Genomic DNA, 21,022 nt, shown 5'->3' with positions numbered 1-21,022 from the left:
TGGGGCCGCTGCCGCATCCGGCAAGCCAATTGTTCTTATCACGACGATAAGGGCGGGCGGCCCTTGCGGTTCCCCGCCGGTCACCGCTATACGCGGCCCGCAAAACGGAGACTCCTCATGGAGATACGCGAAGGGCTCACCTTCGACGATGTTTTGCTGGAACCCGGCCCGTCAGAGATCATGCCCGCGGACGCGGACGTCTCGACGCAGCTGACCCGCGACATCAGGCTGAAGATCCCGCTGACCTCGTCCGCCATGGACACGGTCACCGAAAGCCGGCTGGCCATCGCCATGGCCCAGGCTGGCGGTCTGGGTATCCTCCACCGCAATATGACGGTCGAGGAACAGGCCGACATGGTCCGCGAGGTCAAACGCTACGAAAGCGGGATGGTCATCAATCCGGTGACCATCACGCCGCAGACGACGCTCGGTGAAATCCGCGCCATCGTGGCCAAGCGGAAGATTTCGGGCTTTCCGGTCGTGGACCCCGGCACCGGCAGACTGGTCGGCATCCTCACCAACCGCGACATGCGGTTCGACACCGACCCGAATCGCAAGGCCATCGAGCTGATGACCACAGGCGATCTGGTCACTGTGCGCGAAGGGGCCGGACGTGACGAGGCCCGTGCCCTGCTTCGCGACCGCAAGGTCGAGCGGGTCATCGTCGTCGACGAGGACTATCGGGCGACCGGCCTGATCACGATGAAGGACATCGAGAAGGCCCAGGCCCACCCTCACGCCGCCAAGGACGATCAGGGCCGCTTGCTGGTCGGTGCCGCCTCGACCGTGGGCGATGCCGGCTATGAGCGGGCCATGGCGCTGGCCGAGGCCGGTGTGGACGTGGTCGTGATCGACACCGCCCACGGACACTCGATCCAGGTCAGCCGCGTGGTCGAGCGAATCAAGCGCGAGTCCAACCGCATCCAGATCATCGCGGGCAATGTCGCGACCCACGACGCGGCGCGGGCCCTGATCGACGCCGGCGCGGACGCTGTGAAGGTCGGCATCGGCCCGGGCAGCATCTGCACCACCCGTATCGTCGCGGGCGTCGGGGTGCCGCAGTTGACGGCCATCATGGACGCGGCCCGCGCGGCGAAGGCTTCGGGCGCCCCGGTGATCGCCGACGGCGGCATCAAGTATTCGGGTGATCTGGCCAAGGCTATCGCGGCCGGGGCCTCCTGCGCCATGATGGGTTCGATGTTCGCCGGCACGGACGAAAGCCCGGGCGAGGTCTTCCTGTACCAGGGGCGGTCCTACAAGTCGTACCGTGGCATGGGCTCGGTTGGAGCCATGGGTGCCGGCTCGGCCGACCGCTATTTCCAGAAGGAAGTCGAGGACACCCAGAAGCTGGTGCCCGAGGGCATCGAAGGCCAGACGCCCTACAAGGGGCCGATCGCACCCGTGTTGCATCAGATGGTCGGCGGCCTGCGCGCCGCCATGGGCTATGTCGGTGCGGCGACCATTGCGGACCTTCAGGAACGCGCCCGTTTCGTGCGCATTACCGGTGCCGGGCTGCGGGAGAGCCACGTTCATGACGTGATGATCACGCGCGAGGCACCCAACTATCGTCAGGGATGAGCAGGGAGGCTCAGGCCATGGATATGACACCGGAATTCATCGCTCTTGCCTGCGTGCTGGTGCTGGCCATCGTTCAGATCTTCTGGGCGGCCAGTGCCCGGACCGCTGAGCGGGGCCTCAAATGGAATGCCGGTGCGCGTGACGGGGACGTTCCGCCGCCCGGCAAATTGGCCGGACGGCTGGACCGCGCCCAGGCCAATCTCTACGAGACCCTTCCGCTGTTCGCCGCCGCCGTCATTATGGCGCATGTCGCGGGCAAGGACGGCGGCCCCCTGACTCTCTGGGGGACGCATCTCTATCTCTTCGGTCGCCTGATCTATCTGCCGGTCTACGCCCTGGGCATCCCCTATGTCCGCTCCCTCGTCTGGGTGGCGTCTCTGGTGGGGCTGTTCATGGTCATCGCCGCCCTGTTCGTCTGAAAGCCCGCATTGACCCCAGCTGCCCGTCTCGCCGCCGCCGCCTCCGTTCTGGACAGCATCGCCCAGGGCCGCGCCTCCGCCGAGGTCGTGATCAAGGCCTGGGGCGCTGCCAACCGCTACGCGGGCTCCGGTGACCGCCGTGCTGTCGCCGAGCGTGTCTATCAGGTGCTGCGCGCGCGCGGCCGGCTGGTCACGGCCATGGGCGGACGGGAGGACGGGCGTGCGCTGGTGGTCGGCGCGCTGGCCTTCCTCGACAGACTGTCGCTTGAGGAGATCGAGGCGTTGCACTCGGGTGAGGGCTATGGCCCCCGCCCATTGTCGAAACAGGAGCGGGCCCGGATCGCGGCGGGGGAGGGTGACCGGCCCGGAATCGCCGCCGACCTGCCTCCCTTTGTGGTCGAGGACCTGAAGGCGACCTTCGGCGACCGCTGGAGCGAGGAAGCCGCCGGTCTGATGGCGCGCGCGCCGGTCGATCTGCGGGTCAATACGGCCAAAACCACAGTCGAGGCTGCGCAGGCGGAGCTGAAGGCGACGGGTCTTTCGCCTTTACGGACTCCCTGGTCGGCCGTCGGCCTGCGACTGCCGTCGGAGCCTGCGCCGAATGTCCAGGCCCTTGAGGCTTTCAACGCGGGCCGGGTCGAGATCCAGGACGAGGGCAGCCAGTTGACGGCCTGGGTGGCAGGGGCCGGCCTGTCGTTCACGCCGGACAGTGTCGTCATCGATTATTGCGCAGGTGGCGGTGGCAAGACGCTGGCGCTCGCGGTGCAGGGCCTGCCTGCGGCCGATCCGGCGCGGGTTGCGGCACCCAGCCCCGCCGGCTGGTCGCCGACCGGTGCCGATGAACTGGCGGCCGCGAAATCTGCGCCCGCGGCCGTGCCGATGCGGCTGGTCGCCTGCGATGTTGTGCAGAAGCGGCTCGATAACATTCGCCCGCGTCTCGCCCGCGCCGGCGTCGCTGCCGACCTGCGGCTGATCGGCCAGAACGGTGGCGGGGTCGAGGCGTTCAACGGCAAGGCCGATCTGGTGTTCGTCGATGCGCCCTGCAGCGGTTCGGGTGCCTGGCGCCGCCGCCCCGAGGATGCCTGGCGGCTCAAGGCCGACGAGATCGAGCGGCTGCATGCCCTGCAGCTGCGAATCCTCGCCCAGGCCGCTGTCCTCGTGAAGCCGGGCGGGCGACTGGTCTATGTCACCTGCTCGATCCTCAGCCGCGAGAACGAGGCGGTGGCCGACGCCTTTGAAGCCAACCACAAGGGCTTCCACCCACTGCCTGTCGCCGAGGTGCTCGCTGCCCCGACGCTCACCGACGCCGCGCGTACGCGTCTGGCGGGGGCTGCGACGGGCGGACGTCTGCGCCTGTCGCCGGCCTCGACCGGCACCGACGGCTTCTTCGTGGCCCTCTATGAGCGGCGGGCGTGAGCCGGGACTGGACCCTTGCCCGTTTCGGTCCGAAGACCGCCCTCTGCGTCATGGCGGCCGAGCCTGAGTACGGCCCGGCCCTTCGCGCCCGCATCCGTCCGCTGATCACGGGCGTCGGCCCGGTCGAGGCGGCGGCCGGGGTCGCCCACGTCCTTGCGGGTTTGAAGGCGGAAGGCACCTTGCCTGATGTTGTGGTTTCGCTCGGCTCGGCCGGCTCCCGTATCCTTGATCATGGGCGTGTCTATCGCATCGCCGAGGTCAGCTACCGCGACATGGACGCCAGTGCCCTTGGCTTTCCGAAGGGCGAGACGCCCTATCCCCGCATTCCGGCCGTCCTGCCGCTGGCGGATGGCCCGTCGGTCCTGCCGACGGCCCGGCTGGCCACGGGCGGGAGTGTCGTCTCGGGCACCGGTTACGACGCTGTCGACGCTGACATGGTCGATATGGAGACCTTCGCCGTCGTCCGCGCCGCGGCCCGGTTCGGCGTGCCGGTGATCGGCCTGCGCGGCGTTTCGGACGGCCGCACGGACCTGTCCCGCCTGGAACACTGGACCGACGCCCTGGCCGGGATCGATCTCCGGCTGGCCGAGGCCCTCGACCTGTTGCATGACCATTTCACGCCTGTTCTCACGGAGCCCGCATGACCGCCCCCGCTGATCACCAGAAGGTCCTGATCGTCGATTTCGGCAGCCAGGTGACCCAGTTGATCGCCCGGCGCCTGCGCGAGGCGCGGGTCTATTGCGAGATCCACCCCTATGCCAAGGCCGAGGCTGCGCTCCAGGCCATGCAGCCGCAGGCGATCATCCTGTCGGGCGGGCCGGAGAGCGTGCATGAGGAAGGCAGTCCGCGGGCACCGCAGGCTGTCTTCGAAGCCGGGGTGCCGGTGCTGGGCATCTGCTACGGCGAGATGACCATGTGTGAGCAGCTGGGCGGCAAGGTCGAGGGCGGCCATCACCGCGAGTTCGGCCGCGCGGAAATCACCGTCGAGCGGGCTTCGCCCCTGCTGGCCGACCTTGCTGCTGTCGGCGAGGACGAGACGGTCTGGATGAGCCATGGGGACAAGATTGTCGCCATTCCCGAGGGGTTCGAGGTGGTCGCCAGCTCGGCCGGTTCGCCCTATGCGGTGATCGCTGACGAGGCGCGCCGCTTCTACGGCGTGCAGTTCCATCCCGAGGTCATGCACACCCCGCGCGGTGCCACCATGCTGCGAAACTTCACCCACGGTATCGCGGGTCTGAAGGGCGACTGGACCATGGCCGCCTATCGCGACGAGAAGATCGCCCAGATCCGCGAACAGGTCGGATCGGCCAGGGTGGTCTGCGGCCTGTCGGGCGGCGTCGACAGCTCGGTGGCCGCGGTCCTGATCCATGAGGCGATCGGCGACCAGCTGACCTGCGTGTTCGTGGACACGGGCCTGCTGCGCAAGGACGAGGCGACCCAGGTCACGACCCTGTTCAGGGAGCACTACAACATCCCCCTGATCCACGTTGATGCGTCGAAGGAATTCCTCGGCGCACTGGCCGGACAGTCGGACCCCGAGACCAAGCGCAAGACCATCGGTCGTGTCTTCATCGAGATCTTCGACCGCGAGGCGGGCAAGATCGAGGGAGCCGAATTCCTGGCCCAGGGCACCCTCTATCCCGATGTGATCGAGAGCGTCTCGTCCTCGAGCGGCAAGGCCCATGTGATCAAGAGCCACCACAATGTCGGTGGCCTGCCGGACTTCATGAAGCTGAAGCTGGTCGAGCCGCTGCGGGAGCTGTTCAAGGACGAGGTCCGGGCGCTCGGTCGCGAGCTGGGCCTGACCGATGCCTTCGTCGGACGCCATCCCTTCCCCGGGCCGGGCCTTGCCATCCGCATCCCCGGCGAGATCACGCCGGAGGCCGTCGAGACCCTGCAGCAGGCCGACGCCATCTATCTGGAAGAGATCCGCAAGGCCGGACTCTACGACAGCATCTGGCAGGCGTTCGCCGTCCTCTTGCCGGTCAAGACCGTCGGCGTCATGGGCGACGCCCGCACCTATGAGAAGGTGCTGGCCCTGCGCGCGGTCACCTCGACCGACGGCATGACCGCCGACTTCTTCGAGTTTCCGTGGGATGTCCTGGGTCGCTGCGCCACGCGGATCGTCAATGAGGTCCGGGGCGTGAACCGCGTGGTCTATGACGTGACGTCCAAGCCGCCGGGGACGATCGAGTGGGAGTGACTTTCGCTCACTAGAACAACCGGCCTGTCTCCGCGGGCGGAAAGACCCGTTCGACCGCAAGCCGGCTTGCGGGCAGGGGCCGCAGCAGTTCCGCCTCGGGGGTGGTCAGGTCGAGCCATTCCATGGCGCGCCCCGGTTCAAGCAGCACGATCTGGCGGTCGTGATAGGGCGCAACATCCGGCCCCGGCGTCGTGGTCAGCATGCTGAAGGCGCCGTCGCGGATCACACCGGCGATCCAGAACGCCGGTGCCTCAACCATGGTGAAAAGCCATCTGGTCTTGCGCTTCTGACCGGCGAGGGCGTCGGTGAATTCATAGAAGCCGTCTGCCGGGATGGCGCAGCGCAGGCTGTTGGCGAACGACCGCTCGTCCGACCTGAAATTGAACACCGGCCGTCCCTGCGGGGACTTCCAGGCCCAGGTCGTCATCCGGACTGCGACGCCGTCTTTCGTGCGCGTGACCACCGGAGCGGAGTCGCCGATGCGGATGTCGTCGCGGGGCTCGATGTTCGGTCTGCCTTGCGGGAATTCGAGCGAAATCCCGGTCTGGCGGATTTCCTCGAAGGGCTGCCCGGTCAACGGACGGAACCGGTAGGTGTTGCACATGTTTCTGATCGTCCGCCTCAGCCGCCAATGGCTCCAGCCGTTACGGCACAAAGGATTGTCCCGACAGCCATCAGGCGTTGCTGCGGACGTCCCTCGAGGCGCGTTCCAGCACGGCTGCCGGCGATTCGCCGGCGGTGACCTGAGCGACACCGACCTCGAACTCGACCACAAAGGGCGATCGGTCAGGGCCGGCATCGAAGGCGGTACAGCCGATGACGGCGGCGATCCGGTCGGCTGCGACCCGCCCGGCCGGGCCCTCGGTCGCCGGCAGGGCGAGGGCAAAGACGTCAGGCGACAGGCGGGCGGCTGTATCCTCCGTGCGGATCAGGCGCGAAACCATGGCCCCGATCTGGGGCAGGGCGCGATCCAGCCAGCCGCCGCTGCGGGCCTCGACCACGGCGTTGGTCTCGGACACCCGCAGGACCGCAACCGAGAGCGGGCGCCGACGCAGGCGGGCCCCTTCGGCCACGCGCGCGAGATGGCTGGCGAACAGCTCGGGTGTGAACAGGCCGGTCATGGGATCGGTCAGGCCCGACCCGCGCGCGCTCTCCAGCGCCTTGCGGATGGCCACATGGCGACGATGTGCACGCGCCAGGGCCGTCACGCGTCCGGCGGTTTCATCCTCCGGCGTGTCGGCTGCGGCGACGTCCGCAAAGCCGCGGCTATAGAGTTCCGACAGATTGATCTCGCCCGAGCCGCGAAGATAGAGGACGGCCGGGATATGATACAGGCGGGTGTTCCGCTTCATGCCCGAAGCGATGGACAGGGCGGGCGTATGGTCCTCGGCGCCCCAGAGCACCACAGCGTCGAACGCCCGTTCATGCAGATAGTCGAAGGCCGTGTAAGGCGTCGGGGCCGCCACCACCTCACACCCGCGCGCGGTCAGGGCGTTGGACAGGGCTATGAAATGCCGGTCCGCCTTGCCGGCGGCCAGCACCCGCAAGGGTGCGGAGTCGACCCCCGGGAGCACCAGAGGCTGCCCCCGGGCAGCGAAGGTCGCCTCGCGTAGCGAGACTTCCTCCTCTGCGATGGCGGAGCGGACCATGTTCTCGAGCCGCAAGGCCGCCTGGGCGGGGTGGGGGGCTCTGGACATCACGATATCGACCAGTCCCGGCTCCCAGGTCGCCGTATCCGGATCAATCACGAGAACCGGCAGCCGCCGCGGAATCACCGCCGCGCGAAGGGCCCGAATGCCCTCGGCGGAATCCGGCAAGCGGGAGTCCAGGATCACGGCTTCCAGCGGCCAGTCGATCAAGGCCTGAAGGGCACCGTCCAGTGAACGGGCGGTCAGGGTCCGCCAGCCGAGCGCGTCCAGCCCCGGACAGAGTGGGCCTACGAGGCCGTCGTCAGGCGCGACGACCAGTATGCGCGGATCGGAACCCAAGGATAAATCTCCAGCCGCTCCCGGCTCCGGGCGCGGTCTCATGTCTGAGGACCATAGCGAGGGCAGGCGGCACCAAGCAACGGGCTGACCGACGCTTTTCGCAGCGGGTTTCCCCTGGGCCGAATTGGAGTAGTAGTGCGAATTTGCAGGTTGCGGTGACTGGATTGCGGGCAAGGTCGGACATCGAGGCAGTGACGCGCTGGGCGAGGCCCAGGCTGTGGGGTCGCCTGTCGGTCAAGGCGTTCACACGCAGCTGGGGCCGCGACGTCATGCTCTATACCGGCGGCGTATCCTTCTTCGCCCTGCTGGCGGTCTTTCCGGCCATCGCCATTTTGATCGGCTTCTACAAGGCGGTGCTGTCCATCGGTCAGGTCAGTGAACAGGCGGCCGCGCTCGCCGATGTCTTGCCGACGGCTGCCCGCGCCATCTTCCACCAGGAGATCGAGCGTCTGGCCAATGCCTCGGCCCGGACTGTTTCTGCCCAGAGTTTCTTCGCTGTGGTCATCGGCGGCTATGCGGCGCATCGCGGGTTCAAGGCCCTGCTGGCCGGACTGAACCTGATCCACGACGAGTCAGAGCCGCACGGATTCTTCAAATTCAACCTCCTAGCCTTCTTCGTGGCCCTTGCGGCCTTTCTTCTGTTCACGGTGGTGTCCGGGGCCGTGGTGACCTCGAGACTGCTGGAGCATGCCGGGCCGGGAAGCGCACAGCAGACCGGCGGGGCGCTGCCGCTGGAGGGCCTCTGGCCGGCGCTCGGCCTGGCGATCGGCCTGACCATGCTCTACCGGTACGCCATGTCCCACCGGACGCCGGTGGCTTGGGGGCCTTCGATCGCCGGTGGCCTGGTCGCCACCGTGATGTCGACGGTCTCGTCCTGGCTCTGCGCCATCTACGTCGAGCAGATCGCGCCCCTGGGCGCGACCTATGGCTCGGTCGGCGCGGTGGTGGTGCTGCTGATCTGGCTGTCATGGAACGTCAACGCCATCTTCTACGGTGGTGCCTTCGCCACCGAGATGGAGATCGCCGCGCGCTCCGGGGATGAAACCGGGATCGAGCCCGACACACCCCTGCCGGACTCGGTCGTCAGCCTGTCGGAGCGCCGGGCGTCGCGACCACGATAGTCAGGACCCCGTCCGTCTCCGTGATCGACACGGTTTTTCCGCCGACCGCGTTCATCAGGTGCGGCACATCGATCCGCGCCATCGGGTCCGTGGCCAGCAGGGTGAAACAGGCACCGGGGGCCGCTCCGCGCATCGCCTTCTGAAGCTTCAGGCCGGGGGTCGGGCAGCGGTGGCCGCGTGCGTCCACGATCATGCGCGCATCCGGTCAAGCAGCAGGCCGAGGGCCACGCGGACACTGGCCAGCCGGACCTGTTCGCGCCCGATGTCGCCGAAGCGGTGCATCGCGTGGATCTCACCACTCGGACCGACGGCGCTGAAATGGACGAGGCCCACGGGCTTTTCAGCCGTGCCCCCGCCAGGTCCGGCGACGCCCGTCACCGAGACCGAGAGGTCGGCACCGGACCCTGCCAGGGCTCCCCGGGCCATGGCGCGCGCTACCGGTTCCGACACGGCACCGCAGGCTTCGATCAGATCCGCCGGTACAGCCAGCAGCTCCGTCTTGGACCCATTGCTGTAGGTCACGAAACCGCGCTCAACGACCGCCGAGGAGCCGGCGATCGCGGTCAGGGCTCCGGCCACCAGTCCGCCGGTACAGCTCTCCGCCGTGACAAGGACAAGCCCCCTTGCGGCGGCGGTCTCGATCACCTGACGGGCGAGGGTCTGGATGTCTTCGGGGAACATGAATCGAGGGACTTTCCGAAGGCGGCGCGAGTCGGTCTAGTGTGGCGCTCTGCGCCGTAGGTGGCGACAGCATACGGGGCGGGCATGAGCGATACTACAGCGGTCTCCGGCATCGGTGCGGCACCGGACCGGCTTACGCCCATCCTGTTTGCGGTCGCCATCTTCACCTCGGCGGCGCTGGTGTTCGTGGTCCAGCCGATGGTGACCAAACTGGTCCTGCCCATGCTGGGTGGATCGCCGGCGGTGTGGAACACCGCCATGGTCTTTTTCCAGACGGCCCTGCTGGCCGGCTACGGCTACGCCCACCTGCTGCAGAAGGTCGGATCGATCAAGACCCAGGTGGGCATCCATCTGGGCCTGCTGGTGGCGGCCGCCCTGTTCCTGCCGCTCAGCGTCAATGGCCTGCTGGGAGACCCCGACCCGGCGGCGCCCATCATGTGGTTGTTGGCGACCCTGACCCTTTCGGTCGGCGCACCGTTCGCGGTGCTGTCGGCGACGGCACCGCTGCTCCAGGCCTGGTACGCCCGGGTCCGGGTCGGCCATGCCGACGGCCAGAACCCCTATGTCCTCTATGCCGCCTCCAACCTCGGCAGCTTCCTGGCCCTGCTGTCCTACCCGATCCTGATCGAGCCGCTGGCGACCCTGTCCGGACAGCGCGGCTGGTTCGGCTGGAGCGGCGGCTATGCCATTTTTGTGCTGCTGGTCGTGGCCCTTGCCTTCACGGTCTGGCGTCGGCGGCTGGACCAGACGTCCGAGCCCGCTCAGCTCGCGGCCAGCGCCCCGCTGTCATGGCGTGAGAAGGGCATTCTGGTCCTCCTGGCGGCCGCGCCGTCCAGCCTGATGCTGGGGGTCACCTCCCACCTGTCGACCGATGTCGCCTCGGCACCATTCCTGTGGGTTCTGCCGCTGGCATTGTACCTGCTGACCTTTGTCATCGCCTTCCAGAACCGGCCCTGGATTCCGCTGAATGTTACCCTGATCATCCAGGGGGCGACGGGCGCGATCGTGGTCCTGATCGTGGCCTTCCGCTCGGCCAACTGGTCGCTGGCTTTCGGCCTGCACCTGATCGCCTTCTTCTTCGCGGCCCTGATGTGCCACCAGCTGCTGGCCGCCAGACGGCCACCGCCGGACCGGCTGACGGAATTCTATCTGCTGATGTCGCTGGGCGGCGTGGTCGGCGGAGCGTTCACGGCCCTGCTGGCACCGGTGATCTTCAACATGGTGTGGGAGTATCCGCTGGTGCTGGTGCTCGTCGGCCTGGCGCGGCCCTGGGGCAGGGGGCACCTGAGCGGAGCCCCGCTGGGCACCCTGATCGCCGCCGTGGCGGTTGCGGCCTCGCCGGTGCTGGTGGCGATCGGGCTCGACGCCAATGACGGTGCGCGCGCCTGGTTCCACGCCAATTTTCCGCTCGGCATGGACCAGCTGACCATGGTCCTGCTGATGCCGGCGGCAATCTGCGCCTTCCTGCTCCGCGACCGGGCGCTGGCCTTTACCGCCATCCTCGTGATGATCACCCTGTCGGCGCAGTGGATCGCGCGCGGCTATGACTGGAGCTATTCCGAGCGCAGCTTCTTCGGCGTGATGCGGGTGGCCAATGCACCGGACCCCCGACTGGGGGGCGACGTCCATGTGCTGATGCACGGCACGACCCTGCACGGTGCCCAGGCCCGTGACAGCCGGTTCGCCTGCGTCCCGACCCTATACTATGCGGCAGCGACGCCGATCGGGCAGGCCGCGACCATGATCGGGAACCGCGGTCCGGCGCGGATCGGTGTCGTCGGCCAGGGCTCGGGCGCAATGGCGTCCTACAAACGCACCGAAGACACCATGACCTTCTTCGAGATCGATCCCATGGTGGACCGGCTGTCGCGCGATCCGCAGTGGTTCAGCTTTATCTCCGACTGTGCGTCCGGCCCGATCAACACCGTGCTCGGTGATGCGCGGCTGACGCTGGGGAACGAGGTGCCGGGGTCCTATGACCTGCTGATCATCGATGCCTTCTCATCGGACGCGGTGCCGACCCATCTGCTGACGGTGGAGGCCATCGAGGGTTATCTGGGCTTGCTCAAGCCTGATGGGGTCGTGTTGCTGCACCTGTCGAACCGCAATCTCGACATTACACTGCCGGCCGTCGCCGCCGCACAGGCGCTGGGCAAGTCGAGCCTGCACCAGCTCTACTATGAGAGCGACAACACGCCCGAGATGGCCGAGGCATCGACGGAAGTTCTGATCCTTTCGCCGACCCCGGAGGGGCTTGCGGATTTCAGGGCCGACAGCCGCTGGAACACCCCGGCGCAGACCGCGGTGCGACCGTGGACGGACGACTATGTCAATCTGTTCGGATCGCTCCAGCGCAGCATGTTCGACACGCCGGAACTGCAGGCGCTCAGGCGCCAGTAAGCTCGATCGTCGCAAGGGCCTGGGCGGCCAGACCCTCGCCGCGGCCGGTGAAGCCCATGGCCTCGGTCGTGGTGGCCTTGACGCTGACGGCATCGAGCGGAAGGGACAGCAATTCAGCCAGCCGTTCGCGCATGGCCTGACGATGTGGCTTCACCTTCGGCCGCTCGCAGATCAGAGTGACATCGACATTGACCAGCCGACCGCCGCGCGCGGTCAGCCGCTCGACCGCATGGATCAGGAAGCGGTCGGACGAGGCCCCCTTCCACTGCGGATCGGTGGGTGGGAAATGGTCGCCGATGTCGCCGTCACCCATGGCTCCGAGAATGGCGTCGGTGAGGGCGTGCAGCCCGGCGTCGGCATCGGAATGGCCGATCAGGGTCTGGTCATGCGGGATTTCCACGCCGCACAGCCAGACCGAGGAACCGGGCCCCCAGCGATGGGCGTCAAAGCCCTGGCCGACGCGTGTCTGACGGGGAATGAGCGCTTCAGCCATGGCGAAATCCTCAGGCCAGGTCAGTTTCATCAGTCGTGTGTCGCCCGGGACGATCAGGACCCTGCCGCCCGCGCGCTCGACCACGGCCGCCTCGTCCGTGGCCGTCTCGTCTTCCGGCCAGGCCGCATAGGCATCGACGATGACCTGATAGCGGAAGGCCTGCGGGGTCTGGGCCCGCCACAGGTCTGCCCGATCCACCGAGCCCGCCACATGACCGTCGGTGGCCCGGCGCAGACTGTCGGCGACCGGCAGGGCCGGCAGGGCTCCATCGGCGGAATCGAGGGCTGCGATCAGGCGATGAATCACGGGGCCGTCAAGGAAGGGGCGGGCGGCGTCATGGATCAGGACGGGCCGGACGCCCGGACCACCGAGCGTCCGAAGCCCATTGCGGACCGAAGCGGCCCGCGAAGAACCGCCGGTCGCCAGTCGCCAGCCGGAGAGATCGGTGAGGGCGGCGGCCGCCGCCGTCTCGGACCCGGCCGCCACGACGACGACCACATCCGACGCGCCGGCCCTGAGCATCGCCTCGACGGACCAGCGTATGACCGGCTTGCCGCCCAGCCTGCGCCATTGCTTGGCTTCGCCGGCACGGCTTCCTGTTCCGGCGGCGACGATGATGGCGGAGAAGCTCATGGGGCCGCTTCTACCGGCCCTGTGCTGTGCTGACGAGGCCCCATGGCATCGGGTGCATCCTGTTTGACAACGGACAAGGCCTCGGCCAGCCTGTTGACGGGAGGAGCTCCGATGCACTCTGCAATCCTGCAACCCGTCATTGTCCTGGTGCTCTGGTCGATGGTCATGTGGGGTTGGCTGTACGCCACCCGCCTGCCTGCGATGGTTCAGGCCGGAACGAAGCTGGACCCCGATTTGCCGAGGGACATCATGATGGGCGGGCTGCCCCCTCGTGTGCGGTGGAAGGCGGACAACTACAACCATCTGATGGAGCAGCCGACGCTGTTCTACGCGACGGCGCTGACCCTGGCGCTGGTCGGGCAGGGCGACGGGCTGAACCTCGCGCTGGCCTGGGCCTATGTTGGGTTGCGCCTTGTGCACAGCCTGATCCAGGCATTGATCAATGTGATCATTTTGCGGTTCGCCGTCTTCATGGTGGCGAGCAGCGTCCTCGTCCTTCTCGCAGTGCGCGCTGCGATGGCTGTCTTCCAGGTCTGAGTCCGGGTTGGACCCGGGCCGCCAAAGGCCCTATCTGCCCGCCATGCAAAACGGCCTGCAGATCGGCGACGTCTGGGTACCCGGCCGGGTGCTGACCGCCCCCATGACCGGGATCACGGACCTGCCGTTCCGGCGGCTCGCCTCACGGCTGGGCGCGGCCTATGTGGCGACCGAGATGGTGGCCGCCGCCGAGCTGGCCCGGGCCCGGCCCGATGTCGTGCGCCGCGCCGCTGTGGGTGAGGGCCTGCCCCTGACCGTGATCCAGCTGGTCGGCAGGGACCCGGCGGCCATGGCCGAGGGCGCGCGCATGGCCGAAAAGGCTGGTGCCGACATCGTGGATCTGAATTTCGGCTGTCCGGCCAAGGAGGTCACCGGCTCGGCCTGCGGATCGGCCCTGATGCGCACCCCCGAGCTGGCCGCCCGGCTGATGCAGGCCGCGGTCGAGGCCACCAGTCGGCCAGTGACGGTCAAGATGCGGCTGGGCTGGGACGATGCCCACCGCAATGCGCCGCTGCTGGCGAAGCGGGCCGAGGAGATCGGCATCCGGGCCGTGACGGTCCACGGGCGGACGCGGCAGCAGTTCTATACCGGCGTTGCCGACTGGACGGCGGTCGGCGAGGTCAAGGCGGCGGTGGGCATTCCGGTCATCGTCAACGGAGACATCCTGACCGCGGATGATGCGCGCGAGGCCCTTCGCCAGTCGGGGGCCGACGCCCTGATGCTGGGCCGGGGCGTCTATGGTCGTCCCTGGCTGGCGGCGCATCTGGAGCGTGCCCTGGCCGACGGGACGGTGCTGCTGGAGCCGGATCGCCAGGAGCGGCTGGCCATCGTCATTGAACACCTGCGCGCCTCTGTCGCCTTCTATGACCTGCCCCTGGGGCTGAAGATGTTTCGCAAACACCTCGGCTGGTATGTCGAACAGGCCCCCTGGCCGGAGGATCCGGTGGAGCGGCGCGCGGCGAAGGCCCGCCTGTGCCGGCTGGAAACCGCTGCGGCGGTTGAGTCTGCCCTTGAGGCGCTCTGGGCCTAAGTGACGCATTCCAGCAACCAGGGTGTTGATATTTCGCCACAGTTGGTTGAAGCTGCCGTGGCATGACGGATACACCTGCCGCCGATGTCGATCCCGCTCCGCCCGCTGATCGACGCGGCGCGGTTCGCTGGTTTGCCGGCTGGTCCGAGGATCGTCGTCGCAATGCCTTCCTGATTGCCTATGCCGTCGCCTTCCTCGTCACCGCCGCCGCCATCTGGCTGGTGGCTGTGTCGCCGGATGCCAACGGGCCCGGAGCCCGGGCGGCCGCAAGCCAGGCTGTTCTGGTCATCCTCGGCGTCAATCTGCTGCTGATCGGGTGTCTGGCCGCCGTCGTCGGTCGAAGGGCCCTGATGCTGTTCCGCCGCCGGACTGACGCGGGGGCGCGTTTGCATCTGCGCTTTGTGACCCTGTTCTCGATGGTGGCCCTGATCCCGGCGGTGCTGATCGCCCTGGTCTTCGGCCTGCTGGTCAATCGTGGCGTGGACCAGTGGTTCAGCGACAATGTCACCTCGGCGGTCCAGAACGGGGCCCTCATCGGCCAGGCCTATGTCCGGGATGTCAGCCTGCAGGTCGAATCCGATCTGGAGACCATAACCGACGAACTGGCGGCGCCGGAGGCCATTGCCCGATTTGAATATCCGATCCAGTTCTCGGAACTCCTGACCCAGGTCGCGGACCTGTTCGGCTATCCGGCGCTCTACATTGTCGATGGGCAGGGGCAGGTGCTGGCGCGCGGTGAGTTGCCGGGCGCGCCCCCTTATTTCGCGCCGTCGCTTCAGGACCTCGAAACGGCCGCGCGTGGGGAGACGGCCCCCATTGCAGTGACCGAAAATCCGGATGCCATCCGGACCCTTTATCCGCTGACCGGCTACGGCGAGGCCTATCTGTATCTGGTCCGGCCGATGCAGCCCGGATTGATGGCCCAGATGCGCAATGGCCGGGAGTCCATCGTCGCCTTCCGCGACGCAAAACAGAGCCGGGCCCGTATCCAGACCGCCTTTGCCCTCGGCTATTTCGAGACCGCCCTGCTGGTACTCGTCGGGGCCGTGTGGCTGGGGATGTCGGCGGCCAGCGCCATCTCCGCGCCCATCGGCCGTCTGGTCGAGGCGGCGGACAAGGTTGCCGGCGGCGACCTGACCGCCCGTGTAAACGGCGACGACGGGCCCGGCGAGATCAAGACCCTGTCGGCCGCCTTCAACCGCATGACCGGCGACCTGGAGGCCCAGCAGGCTGCGTTGAGGGCCGCCAGCGAGGAGGCCACGGGCCGTAGCCGGTTCATCGAGACCGTGCTCTCCGGCGTGTCTGCAGGCGTGATCGGCCTTGATCGTCAGCGTCGTGTCTCGGCCATCAACGACAGCGCGGTCGAGCTTCTGGCCATCCGCGACCCGGCGATCATCGGCCGTCCTCTGGGTGAGGTGTCGCCGGAACTCAGCCAGTTGGCCGCCCGCGCCGAGGCCCATATCGAGGAAGAGATCGACGTCAGCCTCGAAGGCGAGACCCGGCGCCTGCGCGTGCGGATCGAGGGCGGTGTCGGCGGCGAGATGGTGCTGACCTTCGACGACATCACCCGGCTGGTCACGGCCCAGCGCAATGCCGCCTGGCGTGACGTGGCCCGGCGTATCGCCCACGAGATCAAGAACCCCCTGACCCCCATCCAGCTGTCGGCGGAGCGACTGCGGCGGCGCTATCGCAGTCAGGTCGGCGACGATGTCGAGGTGTTTGACCGCTGTACCGAGACCATCATCCGTCAGGTCGGTGACATCGGCCGGATGGTCGATGAGTTCTCGTCCTTTGCCCGGATGCCGGCACCGCGCTTCACCGCCTGCGATCCGGCCGAGTTGCTGCGTGAAGCTGTCTTTGCCCAGCGGGTCGCGGCGGCCGGGGTCGGTGTCGAACTGATCGAGCCCTTGCCCAGCCTTGTCCTGCACGCAGACCGGCCCATGGTCGGACAGGCCCTGACCAATATCCTCAAGAACGCCGGTGAGGCCGTGGCCGCCCGGCGCGCCATTGCTCCGCGCGACGGAGACAGCGACCGCCCGGGGATTTCCGCCCGGCTGCTGGTCGAGGACGAGTCCGCGGTCTTCATCATCGAGGACGACGGTCTGGGCCTGCCCGCCAAGGACCGCGACCGGCTGACGGAACCCTATGTGACCACGCGCGAGAAGGGCACCGGCCTCGGCCTGGCCATCGTCAAACGCATCTGTGAGGAGCACGGCGGCGAACTGAAGCTGGCCGATGCCGAGACCCTGGCAGGCGCGCGCGTCTGCCTGATCTTCCCCCTGAAATCCCAACCGAAGCCGACCGGCGCCGCCGGGACCAGGGAGGCGAAAGCCTCCCGGTCCCGCACGGTTCCGGCCGCCGAATAGCGAGGCATCATGCGATCCACGGGCGCCGACATTCTGGTCGTCGACGACGAGGCCGACATCCGCGAGCTGGTCTCAGGCCTGCTGGAGGACGAGGGCCACGCCGTGCGGGTTGCGTCGAACTCCGATGAGGCCCTGGCGGCGATCCGGGCCCGACGGCCGTCGCTGGCGCTGCTCGATATCTGGATGCAGGGCGGCGGTCTGGACGGGCTGGAACTGCTGGATGTGATCAAGGAACTGGATCCCGATCTGCCGGTGGTGATGATCTCGGGCCACGGCAATATCGAGACGGCGGTCACAGCCCTGCAGCGCGGAGCCTATGACTTCATCGAAAAGCCATTCAAATCCGATCGTCTGGTGGTCGTGGTTCAGAGGGCGCTTGAGGCGTCCTCGCTCAAGCGCGAGAACAGGCGGCTGCGGGCCCAGGTGGCTGCCCCTTCGGGCTTCATAGGTCGATCCGCTGCAGCCCAGACCCTGCGCAGCACCGTCGCCAAGGTCGCACCGGCCAACAGCCGTGTCCTGATCTCGGGCCCGCCCGGCTCGGGCAAGGAGCTCGTGGCGCGCCAGATCCACGAGGCCAGCGCCCGGTCCAGGGGCGAGTTCGTCGCCATCTCCGCTGCCGGCATGACCCCCGAACGGCTGGATATCGAACTGTTCGGCGAGGAGGGCCACGACGGCCGGCCGCGCAAGATCGGCGTGTTCGAGCGGGCCCACAACGGCACCCTCTATCTCGACGACGTCGGCGACATGCCGCGCGAGAGCCAGAGCCGGGTCCTGCGCGTGCTGGTCGAGCAACGCTTCCGTCGGGTGGGTGGCGAACAGGACGTCCAGGTCGACATCCGGGTGGTCACCTCGACATCGCGGGACCTCAAGGTCGAAATCGCCGAGGGCCGGTTCCGCGAGGACCTGTTCCACCGCCTGAATGTGGTGCCGATCCGGGTGCCCGCCCTGTCCGAGCGGCGTGAGGATATCCAGGAACTGATCGACTACTTCATCGACACCCTGTCGGCGTCCCAGGGTCTTCCCAAGCGACGGCTCGGTGAAGACGCCATCGCCGTGCTGCAGGTCCATCCCTGGCCCGGCAACGTCCGTCAGCTGCGCAACAATGTCGAGCGCCTGCTGATCCTGGCCACCGGTGACCCGGACCAGCCGATCAGTGCCGACATGCTGCCGTCCGAGGCGACCAACGCCAATTCGACCGGCACCCTGGGCGGCGAGCGGATCATTGCCCTGCCGTTGCGCGAGGCCCGTGAGGTGTTCGAGCGCGAATATCTGGCGGCGCAGATCATGCGCTTCGGCGGCAATATCTCGCGCACGGCCGCCTTCATCGGCATGGAGCGGTCAGCCCTGCACCGTAAGCTCAAATCGCTGGGTGTGTCGCCGTCGCGCGGCGGCGAGGATGATCTCGAAGAGGCAGTCGAAGAATGAGCCGTGTCGCCTATGTGAATGGCCAGTACCAGCCGCACGGCCAGGCTGTGATCCACGTCGAGGACCGCGGTTTCCAGTTCGCGGACGGGGTCTATGAGGTCTGGTCGATCTTCGACGGCCGGATGGCGGATTTCGACGGCCACATGACCCGGCTGCACCGCAGTCTGAACGAGCTGCGCATCGACATTCCGATGACGCGCGAGTCCCTGACCCGGGTGCTCAAGGAGACGATCCGGCGCAACCGGGTCAGCAACGGGATCGTCTATCTGCAGGTCACGCGCGGCACGGCCCGGCGCGACCATCCCTTCCCGGCGGAGGGCACGCCGCCCAGCGTCATCGTCACGGCCCGCTCGATCAGTGCCTTCAAGAGCGAGGCAACCGCGAAGAAGGGCGTCGCCGTCGTCACCGTGCCCGACATCCGCTGGGGTCGTTGTGACATCAAGACCGTCGGCCTGCTCGCCAATGTCCTGGCCAAACAGGCGGCCCGCGAGCGTGGGGCCTATGAGGCCTGGATGGTCGACGAGATGGGACTGGTCACCGAGGGCTCATCGACCAATGCCTGGATCGTCGACGAGCACGGCAAGCTACGGACCCGGGATGCCCAGGCCAATATCCTGAAAGGGATCACCCGGACCGCCGTGATGGCGTTGATCGCGGAAGAGGGCGTCGAACTGGACGAGCGACCGTTCAGCGTCGACGAGGCCAAGCGGGCGAAGGAGGCCTTCTTCACCGCCGCCGGAGCCTTCGTCATGCCGGCCGTGTCGATCGACGGGGTGAAGATCGGCGACGGCAAGCCGGGGCCGATCACGAAGCGTTTGCGGACCCTGTATCTGGATCAGGCAAGGCGCGACGCCATCTAGGCGTTGCGGGCGTGTGCGGCCGGTGGCTAAGGTGACGGGCCGGACATTCGATCCAGCCCCGCGCCGCTCCCCCGGCCGGAGAACAAGCAAGAACAGGCTGAACCTGCCATGTCGCAAGACAAGTCCAAAAACCTTCAGGACACCTTCCTCAACAGCGTCCGCAAGACCAAGACGCCCCTGACCATCTTTCTGGTGAATGGCGTCAAGCTGCAGGGCATCGTGACCTGGTTCGACAATTTCTGTGTGCTGCTGCGCCGCGATGGGCAGTCGCAGCTGGTCTACAAACACGCCATCTCGACCATCATGCCGTCCGCGCCCGTGCAGCTGTACGAGCCCGACGCGGACGAAGACTGATTGACCCAGCCCCTTCGGCCGTCACCCTCGGGCTTGACCCGAGGGCCAGACGTTGTGTGCCTGTGCGTCCGGGGTGGCCCTGCGGCCTCCGGGCACCTATCTGACGCTGCACACCGGATCGTCTGATCCTCGGGTCAAGCCCGAGGATGACGCACGAAAGAGACCTGTTTGGCTTCCCATCTGATCGACCACGCCGTCCCCCTGATCCGGGCGGTCGTCATCCATCCCGACCGCTCCGACGCCGGCGCGAGTGAAAGCTCGCGCCAGTCGGTCGAGCGTCTGGAAGAAGCCGTCGGACTGGCGCGGGCGCTCGACCTTGATGTGCGCGGGGAGGAGATCGTGCGCATCCGCAAGGTGACACCCGCCACCCTGTTCGGTTCGGGCAAGGTCGATGAACTGGCCGCCCTGGTTCGCGCCGCCGAGGCCGAGGCGGTGGTCATCGATGACGCCCTGTCGCCGGTGCAGCAACGCAATCTGGAAAAGGCCTGGGACTGCAAGGTCATCGATCGCACCGGCCTGATCCTCGAGATTTTCGGCCGCCGCGCCCGCACCAAGGAGGGCCGTCTGCAGGTCGAACTGGCGCGGCTGGACTACGAGAGGTCCCGCCTCGTCCGCACCTGGACCCACCTGGAACGCCAACGCGGTGGCACCGGCTCGACGGGCGGCCCCGGCGAGACCCAGATCGAACTCGACCGCCGTCTGATCGCCGACCGGATCGTCAAGCTGAAGGTCGAACTGGATGAGGTGCGGCGCACCCGCGGTCTGCACCGCAAACAGCGCCAGAAGGTGCCGTTCCCGACCATCGCCCTGGTCGGATACACCAACGCCGGCAAGTCCACCCTGTTCAACCGCCTGACCGGCTCGGACGTGGTGGCCAAGGACCTGCTGTTCGCCACCCTCGATACCACCCAGCGCACCATCCGCCTGCCGCAGGGCCGGCCGGCCATCGTCGCCGACACCGTGGGCTTCATCTCCGACCTGCCGCACGAACTGGTCGAGAGCTTCCGCGCCACGCTGGAGGAGGTGGGCGAGGCCGACCTGATCCTGCATGTCCGCGATATCGCGTCCCCCGACAGCGAGGCCCAGTCGAAGGACGTCGAGGCGGTGCTGAAACAGATCCCCACGCTCGAGGGCAAGACCCGTCGGGTGCTGGAGGTCTGGAACAAGATCGACCTGCTGGATGAGGATGCGCGCGAGAGCGTGCTCGGCCTCGCCGAACGCCTGTCCCGCGAGGGCCGGGCGGTGGCGGTCTCGGCCTGGACCGGGGAGGGGATCGAACCCCTGCGCGACACCATCGCCGGCCTGATCGACGATGATCCGGAGACGGAACTGACCCTGCTGCCCTCACAGGGCGAGGCGCTGGCCTGGCTTTACGAGAACGGGCGGGTCACGGGGCGCGAGACGGACGAGGAGGGCCGCACCCATGTTGTGGTCCGCCTTCACCCGGCGGCGCTGGGACGGTTCGAGCGGCAGTTCGGCTAACTGTCTCCTCCCCGTTCGCGAAGCGAATGGGGAGGG

General features: G+C 67.6%; 19 protein-coding genes. 14 read left to right on the top strand and 5 right to left on the bottom strand.

Annotated elements, in window-relative coordinates:
* Positions 1–117: 117 nt before the first annotated feature.
* The 5 genes from guaB to guaA are packed head-to-tail and all read left to right on the top strand — an operon-like array spanning position 118 to position 5,616.
* Positions 118–1,578, top strand: a complete 1,461-nt coding sequence (guaB, locus tag Q0053_RS12240; protein ID WP_298100548.1) for an IMP dehydrogenase — start codon at positions 118–120, stop codon at positions 1,576–1,578.
* A gap of 17 nt (positions 1,579–1,595) precedes the next feature.
* Positions 1,596–1,997, top strand: coding sequence for an MAPEG family protein (locus tag Q0053_RS12235; RefSeq protein ID WP_367276690.1), 402 nt, complete (start codon positions 1,596–1,598; stop codon positions 1,995–1,997).
* A 9-nt stretch (positions 1,998–2,006) separates the two neighbouring features.
* Positions 2,007–3,413: an RsmB/NOP family class I SAM-dependent RNA methyltransferase gene (locus tag Q0053_RS12230; RefSeq protein WP_298100546.1), complete on the top strand. Its 1,407-nt coding sequence runs from the start codon at positions 2,007–2,009 to the stop codon at positions 3,411–3,413.
* A complete protein-coding gene (locus Q0053_RS12225) occupies positions 3,410–4,057 on the top strand; it encodes a 5'-methylthioadenosine/S-adenosylhomocysteine nucleosidase (protein ID WP_298100544.1) in 648 nt (215 codons plus the stop codon). The genes Q0053_RS12230 and Q0053_RS12225 overlap by 4 nt, the downstream gene beginning before the upstream one ends.
* Positions 4,054–5,616 (top strand): glutamine-hydrolyzing GMP synthase, encoded by a 1,563-nt coding sequence (guaA, locus tag Q0053_RS12220; RefSeq protein ID WP_298100542.1) that lies wholly within the window; start codon positions 4,054–4,056, stop codon positions 5,614–5,616. Before Q0053_RS12225 ends, guaA begins: the two co-directional genes overlap by 4 nt.
* A 10-nt stretch (positions 5,617–5,626) precedes the next feature.
* Here the strand turns inward: guaA and Q0053_RS12215 are convergent, their stop codons facing one another.
* Together Q0053_RS12215 and Q0053_RS12210 are read right to left on the bottom strand one after the other, a co-directional pair.
* Positions 5,627–6,220: an SOS response-associated peptidase family protein gene (locus Q0053_RS12215; protein ID WP_298100540.1), complete on the bottom strand. Its 594-nt coding sequence runs from the start codon at positions 6,218–6,220 to the stop codon at positions 5,627–5,629.
* A gap of 70 nt (positions 6,221–6,290) precedes the next feature.
* Entirely contained in the window at positions 6,291–7,604 is a 1,314-nt protein-coding gene (locus tag Q0053_RS12210) for a diguanylate cyclase (protein WP_298100538.1), read from the bottom strand.
* A 191-nt stretch (positions 7,605–7,795) separates the two neighbouring features.
* On the opposite strand from Q0053_RS12210, the gene Q0053_RS12205 reads away from it, so the two are divergent.
* Positions 7,796–8,725: a YihY/virulence factor BrkB family protein gene (locus Q0053_RS12205; RefSeq protein WP_298100536.1), complete on the top strand. Its 930-nt coding sequence runs from the start codon at positions 7,796–7,798 to the stop codon at positions 8,723–8,725.
* Here Q0053_RS12205 and Q0053_RS12200 read toward each other — a convergent pair.
* Together Q0053_RS12200 and Q0053_RS12195 are read right to left on the bottom strand one after the other, a co-directional pair.
* Entirely contained in the window at positions 8,688–8,918 is a 231-nt protein-coding gene (locus tag Q0053_RS12200; RefSeq protein ID WP_298100534.1) for a sulfurtransferase TusA family protein, read from the bottom strand. The genes Q0053_RS12205 and Q0053_RS12200 overlap by 38 nt on opposite strands.
* Positions 8,915–9,406, bottom strand: coding sequence for a CinA family protein (locus Q0053_RS12195; RefSeq protein ID WP_298100532.1), 492 nt, complete (start codon positions 9,404–9,406; stop codon positions 8,915–8,917). The genes Q0053_RS12200 and Q0053_RS12195 overlap by 4 nt, the downstream gene beginning before the upstream one ends.
* A gap of 84 nt (positions 9,407–9,490) precedes the next feature.
* On the opposite strand from Q0053_RS12195, the gene Q0053_RS12190 reads away from it, so the two are divergent.
* Entirely contained in the window at positions 9,491–11,806 is a 2,316-nt protein-coding gene (locus tag Q0053_RS12190; RefSeq protein ID WP_298100530.1) for a fused MFS/spermidine synthase, read from the top strand.
* Here Q0053_RS12190 and Q0053_RS12185 read toward each other — a convergent pair.
* Positions 11,793–12,932 (bottom strand): bifunctional 2-C-methyl-D-erythritol 4-phosphate cytidylyltransferase/2-C-methyl-D-erythritol 2,4-cyclodiphosphate synthase, encoded by a 1,140-nt coding sequence (locus tag Q0053_RS12185; protein ID WP_298100528.1) that lies wholly within the window; start codon positions 12,930–12,932, stop codon positions 11,793–11,795. The genes Q0053_RS12190 and Q0053_RS12185 overlap by 14 nt on opposite strands.
* 111 nt (positions 12,933–13,043) lie before the next feature.
* Here Q0053_RS12185 and Q0053_RS12180 point away from each other — a divergent pair, with 111 nt between their 5' ends.
* The 7 genes from Q0053_RS12180 to hflX all read left to right on the top strand — a co-directional run bounded on the left by Q0053_RS12180 (position 13,044) and on the right by hflX (position 20,986).
* On the top strand, positions 13,044–13,469 hold the full coding sequence (locus tag Q0053_RS12180) for an MAPEG family protein (protein WP_298100526.1): 426 nt from the start codon (positions 13,044–13,046) through the stop codon (positions 13,467–13,469).
* Between the two features lie 43 nt (positions 13,470–13,512).
* Complete coding sequence (gene dusB / locus Q0053_RS12175; protein WP_298100524.1) at positions 13,513–14,499, top strand: tRNA dihydrouridine synthase DusB; 987 nt, start codon at positions 13,513–13,515, stop codon at positions 14,497–14,499.
* 62 nt (positions 14,500–14,561) lie between these two features.
* Complete coding sequence (locus Q0053_RS12170; RefSeq protein ID WP_298100522.1) at positions 14,562–16,865, top strand: PAS domain-containing sensor histidine kinase; 2,304 nt, start codon at positions 14,562–14,564, stop codon at positions 16,863–16,865.
* A 9-nt stretch (positions 16,866–16,874) separates the two neighbouring features.
* Entirely contained in the window at positions 16,875–18,290 is a 1,416-nt protein-coding gene (locus Q0053_RS12165) for a sigma-54 dependent transcriptional regulator (protein WP_298100520.1), read from the top strand.
* A complete protein-coding gene (locus Q0053_RS12160) occupies positions 18,287–19,150 on the top strand; it encodes a D-amino-acid transaminase (protein ID WP_298100517.1) in 864 nt (287 codons plus the stop codon). The genes Q0053_RS12165 and Q0053_RS12160 overlap by 4 nt, the downstream gene beginning before the upstream one ends.
* A gap of 108 nt (positions 19,151–19,258) precedes the next feature.
* Positions 19,259–19,504, top strand: coding sequence for an RNA chaperone Hfq (gene hfq / locus Q0053_RS12155; protein WP_168048505.1), 246 nt, complete (start codon positions 19,259–19,261; stop codon positions 19,502–19,504).
* A 168-nt stretch (positions 19,505–19,672) separates the two neighbouring features.
* Positions 19,673–20,986 (top strand): GTPase HflX, encoded by a 1,314-nt coding sequence (gene hflX / locus Q0053_RS12150; RefSeq protein WP_298100514.1) that lies wholly within the window; start codon positions 19,673–19,675, stop codon positions 20,984–20,986.
* Positions 20,987–21,022: the final 36 nt, after the last annotated feature.

The organism is Brevundimonas sp. (assembly GCF_027487935.1).
Taxonomy (GTDB): domain Bacteria; phylum Pseudomonadota; class Alphaproteobacteria; order Caulobacterales; family Caulobacteraceae; genus Brevundimonas.
The sequence above is the reverse complement of the archived record's forward strand: the minus strand, read 5'-3'. Positions and strand labels throughout refer to the sequence as shown.

Bases quoted from the DNA above. Each gene is read 5' to 3' on its own strand.
- Q0053_RS12200 (WP_298100534.1), bottom strand. From the start codon at position 8,918: ATGATCGTGGACGCACGCGGCCACCGCTGCCCGACCCCCGGCCTGAAG.
- Q0053_RS12185 (WP_298100528.1), bottom strand. From the start codon at position 12,932: ATGAGCTTCTCCGCCATCATCGTCGCCGCCGGAACAGGAAGCCGTGCC.
- Q0053_RS12170 (WP_298100522.1), top strand. From the start codon at position 14,562: ATGACGGATACACCTGCCGCCGATGTCGATCCCGCTCCGCCCGCTGAT.
- hfq (WP_168048505.1), top strand. From the start codon at position 19,259: ATGTCGCAAGACAAGTCCAAAAACCTTCAGGACACCTTCCTCAACAGC.
- guaA (WP_298100542.1), top strand. From the start codon at position 4,054: ATGACCGCCCCCGCTGATCACCAGAAGGTCCTGATCGTCGATTTCGGC.
- Q0053_RS12160 (WP_298100517.1), top strand. From the start codon at position 18,287: ATGAGCCGTGTCGCCTATGTGAATGGCCAGTACCAGCCGCACGGCCAG.
- Q0053_RS12190 (WP_298100530.1), top strand. From the start codon at position 9,491: ATGAGCGATACTACAGCGGTCTCCGGCATCGGTGCGGCACCGGACCGG.
- Q0053_RS12180 (WP_298100526.1), top strand. From the start codon at position 13,044: ATGCACTCTGCAATCCTGCAACCCGTCATTGTCCTGGTGCTCTGGTCG.
- Q0053_RS12235 (WP_367276690.1), top strand. From the start codon at position 1,596: ATGGATATGACACCGGAATTCATCGCTCTTGCCTGCGTGCTGGTGCTG.
- Q0053_RS12215 (WP_298100540.1), bottom strand. From the start codon at position 6,220: ATGTGCAACACCTACCGGTTCCGTCCGTTGACCGGGCAGCCCTTCGAG.
- Q0053_RS12165 (WP_298100520.1), top strand. From the start codon at position 16,875: ATGCGATCCACGGGCGCCGACATTCTGGTCGTCGACGACGAGGCCGAC.
- guaB (WP_298100548.1), top strand. From the start codon at position 118: ATGGAGATACGCGAAGGGCTCACCTTCGACGATGTTTTGCTGGAACCC.
- Q0053_RS12195 (WP_298100532.1), bottom strand. From the start codon at position 9,406: ATGTTCCCCGAAGACATCCAGACCCTCGCCCGTCAGGTGATCGAGACC.
- dusB (WP_298100524.1), top strand. From the start codon at position 13,513: ATGCAAAACGGCCTGCAGATCGGCGACGTCTGGGTACCCGGCCGGGTG.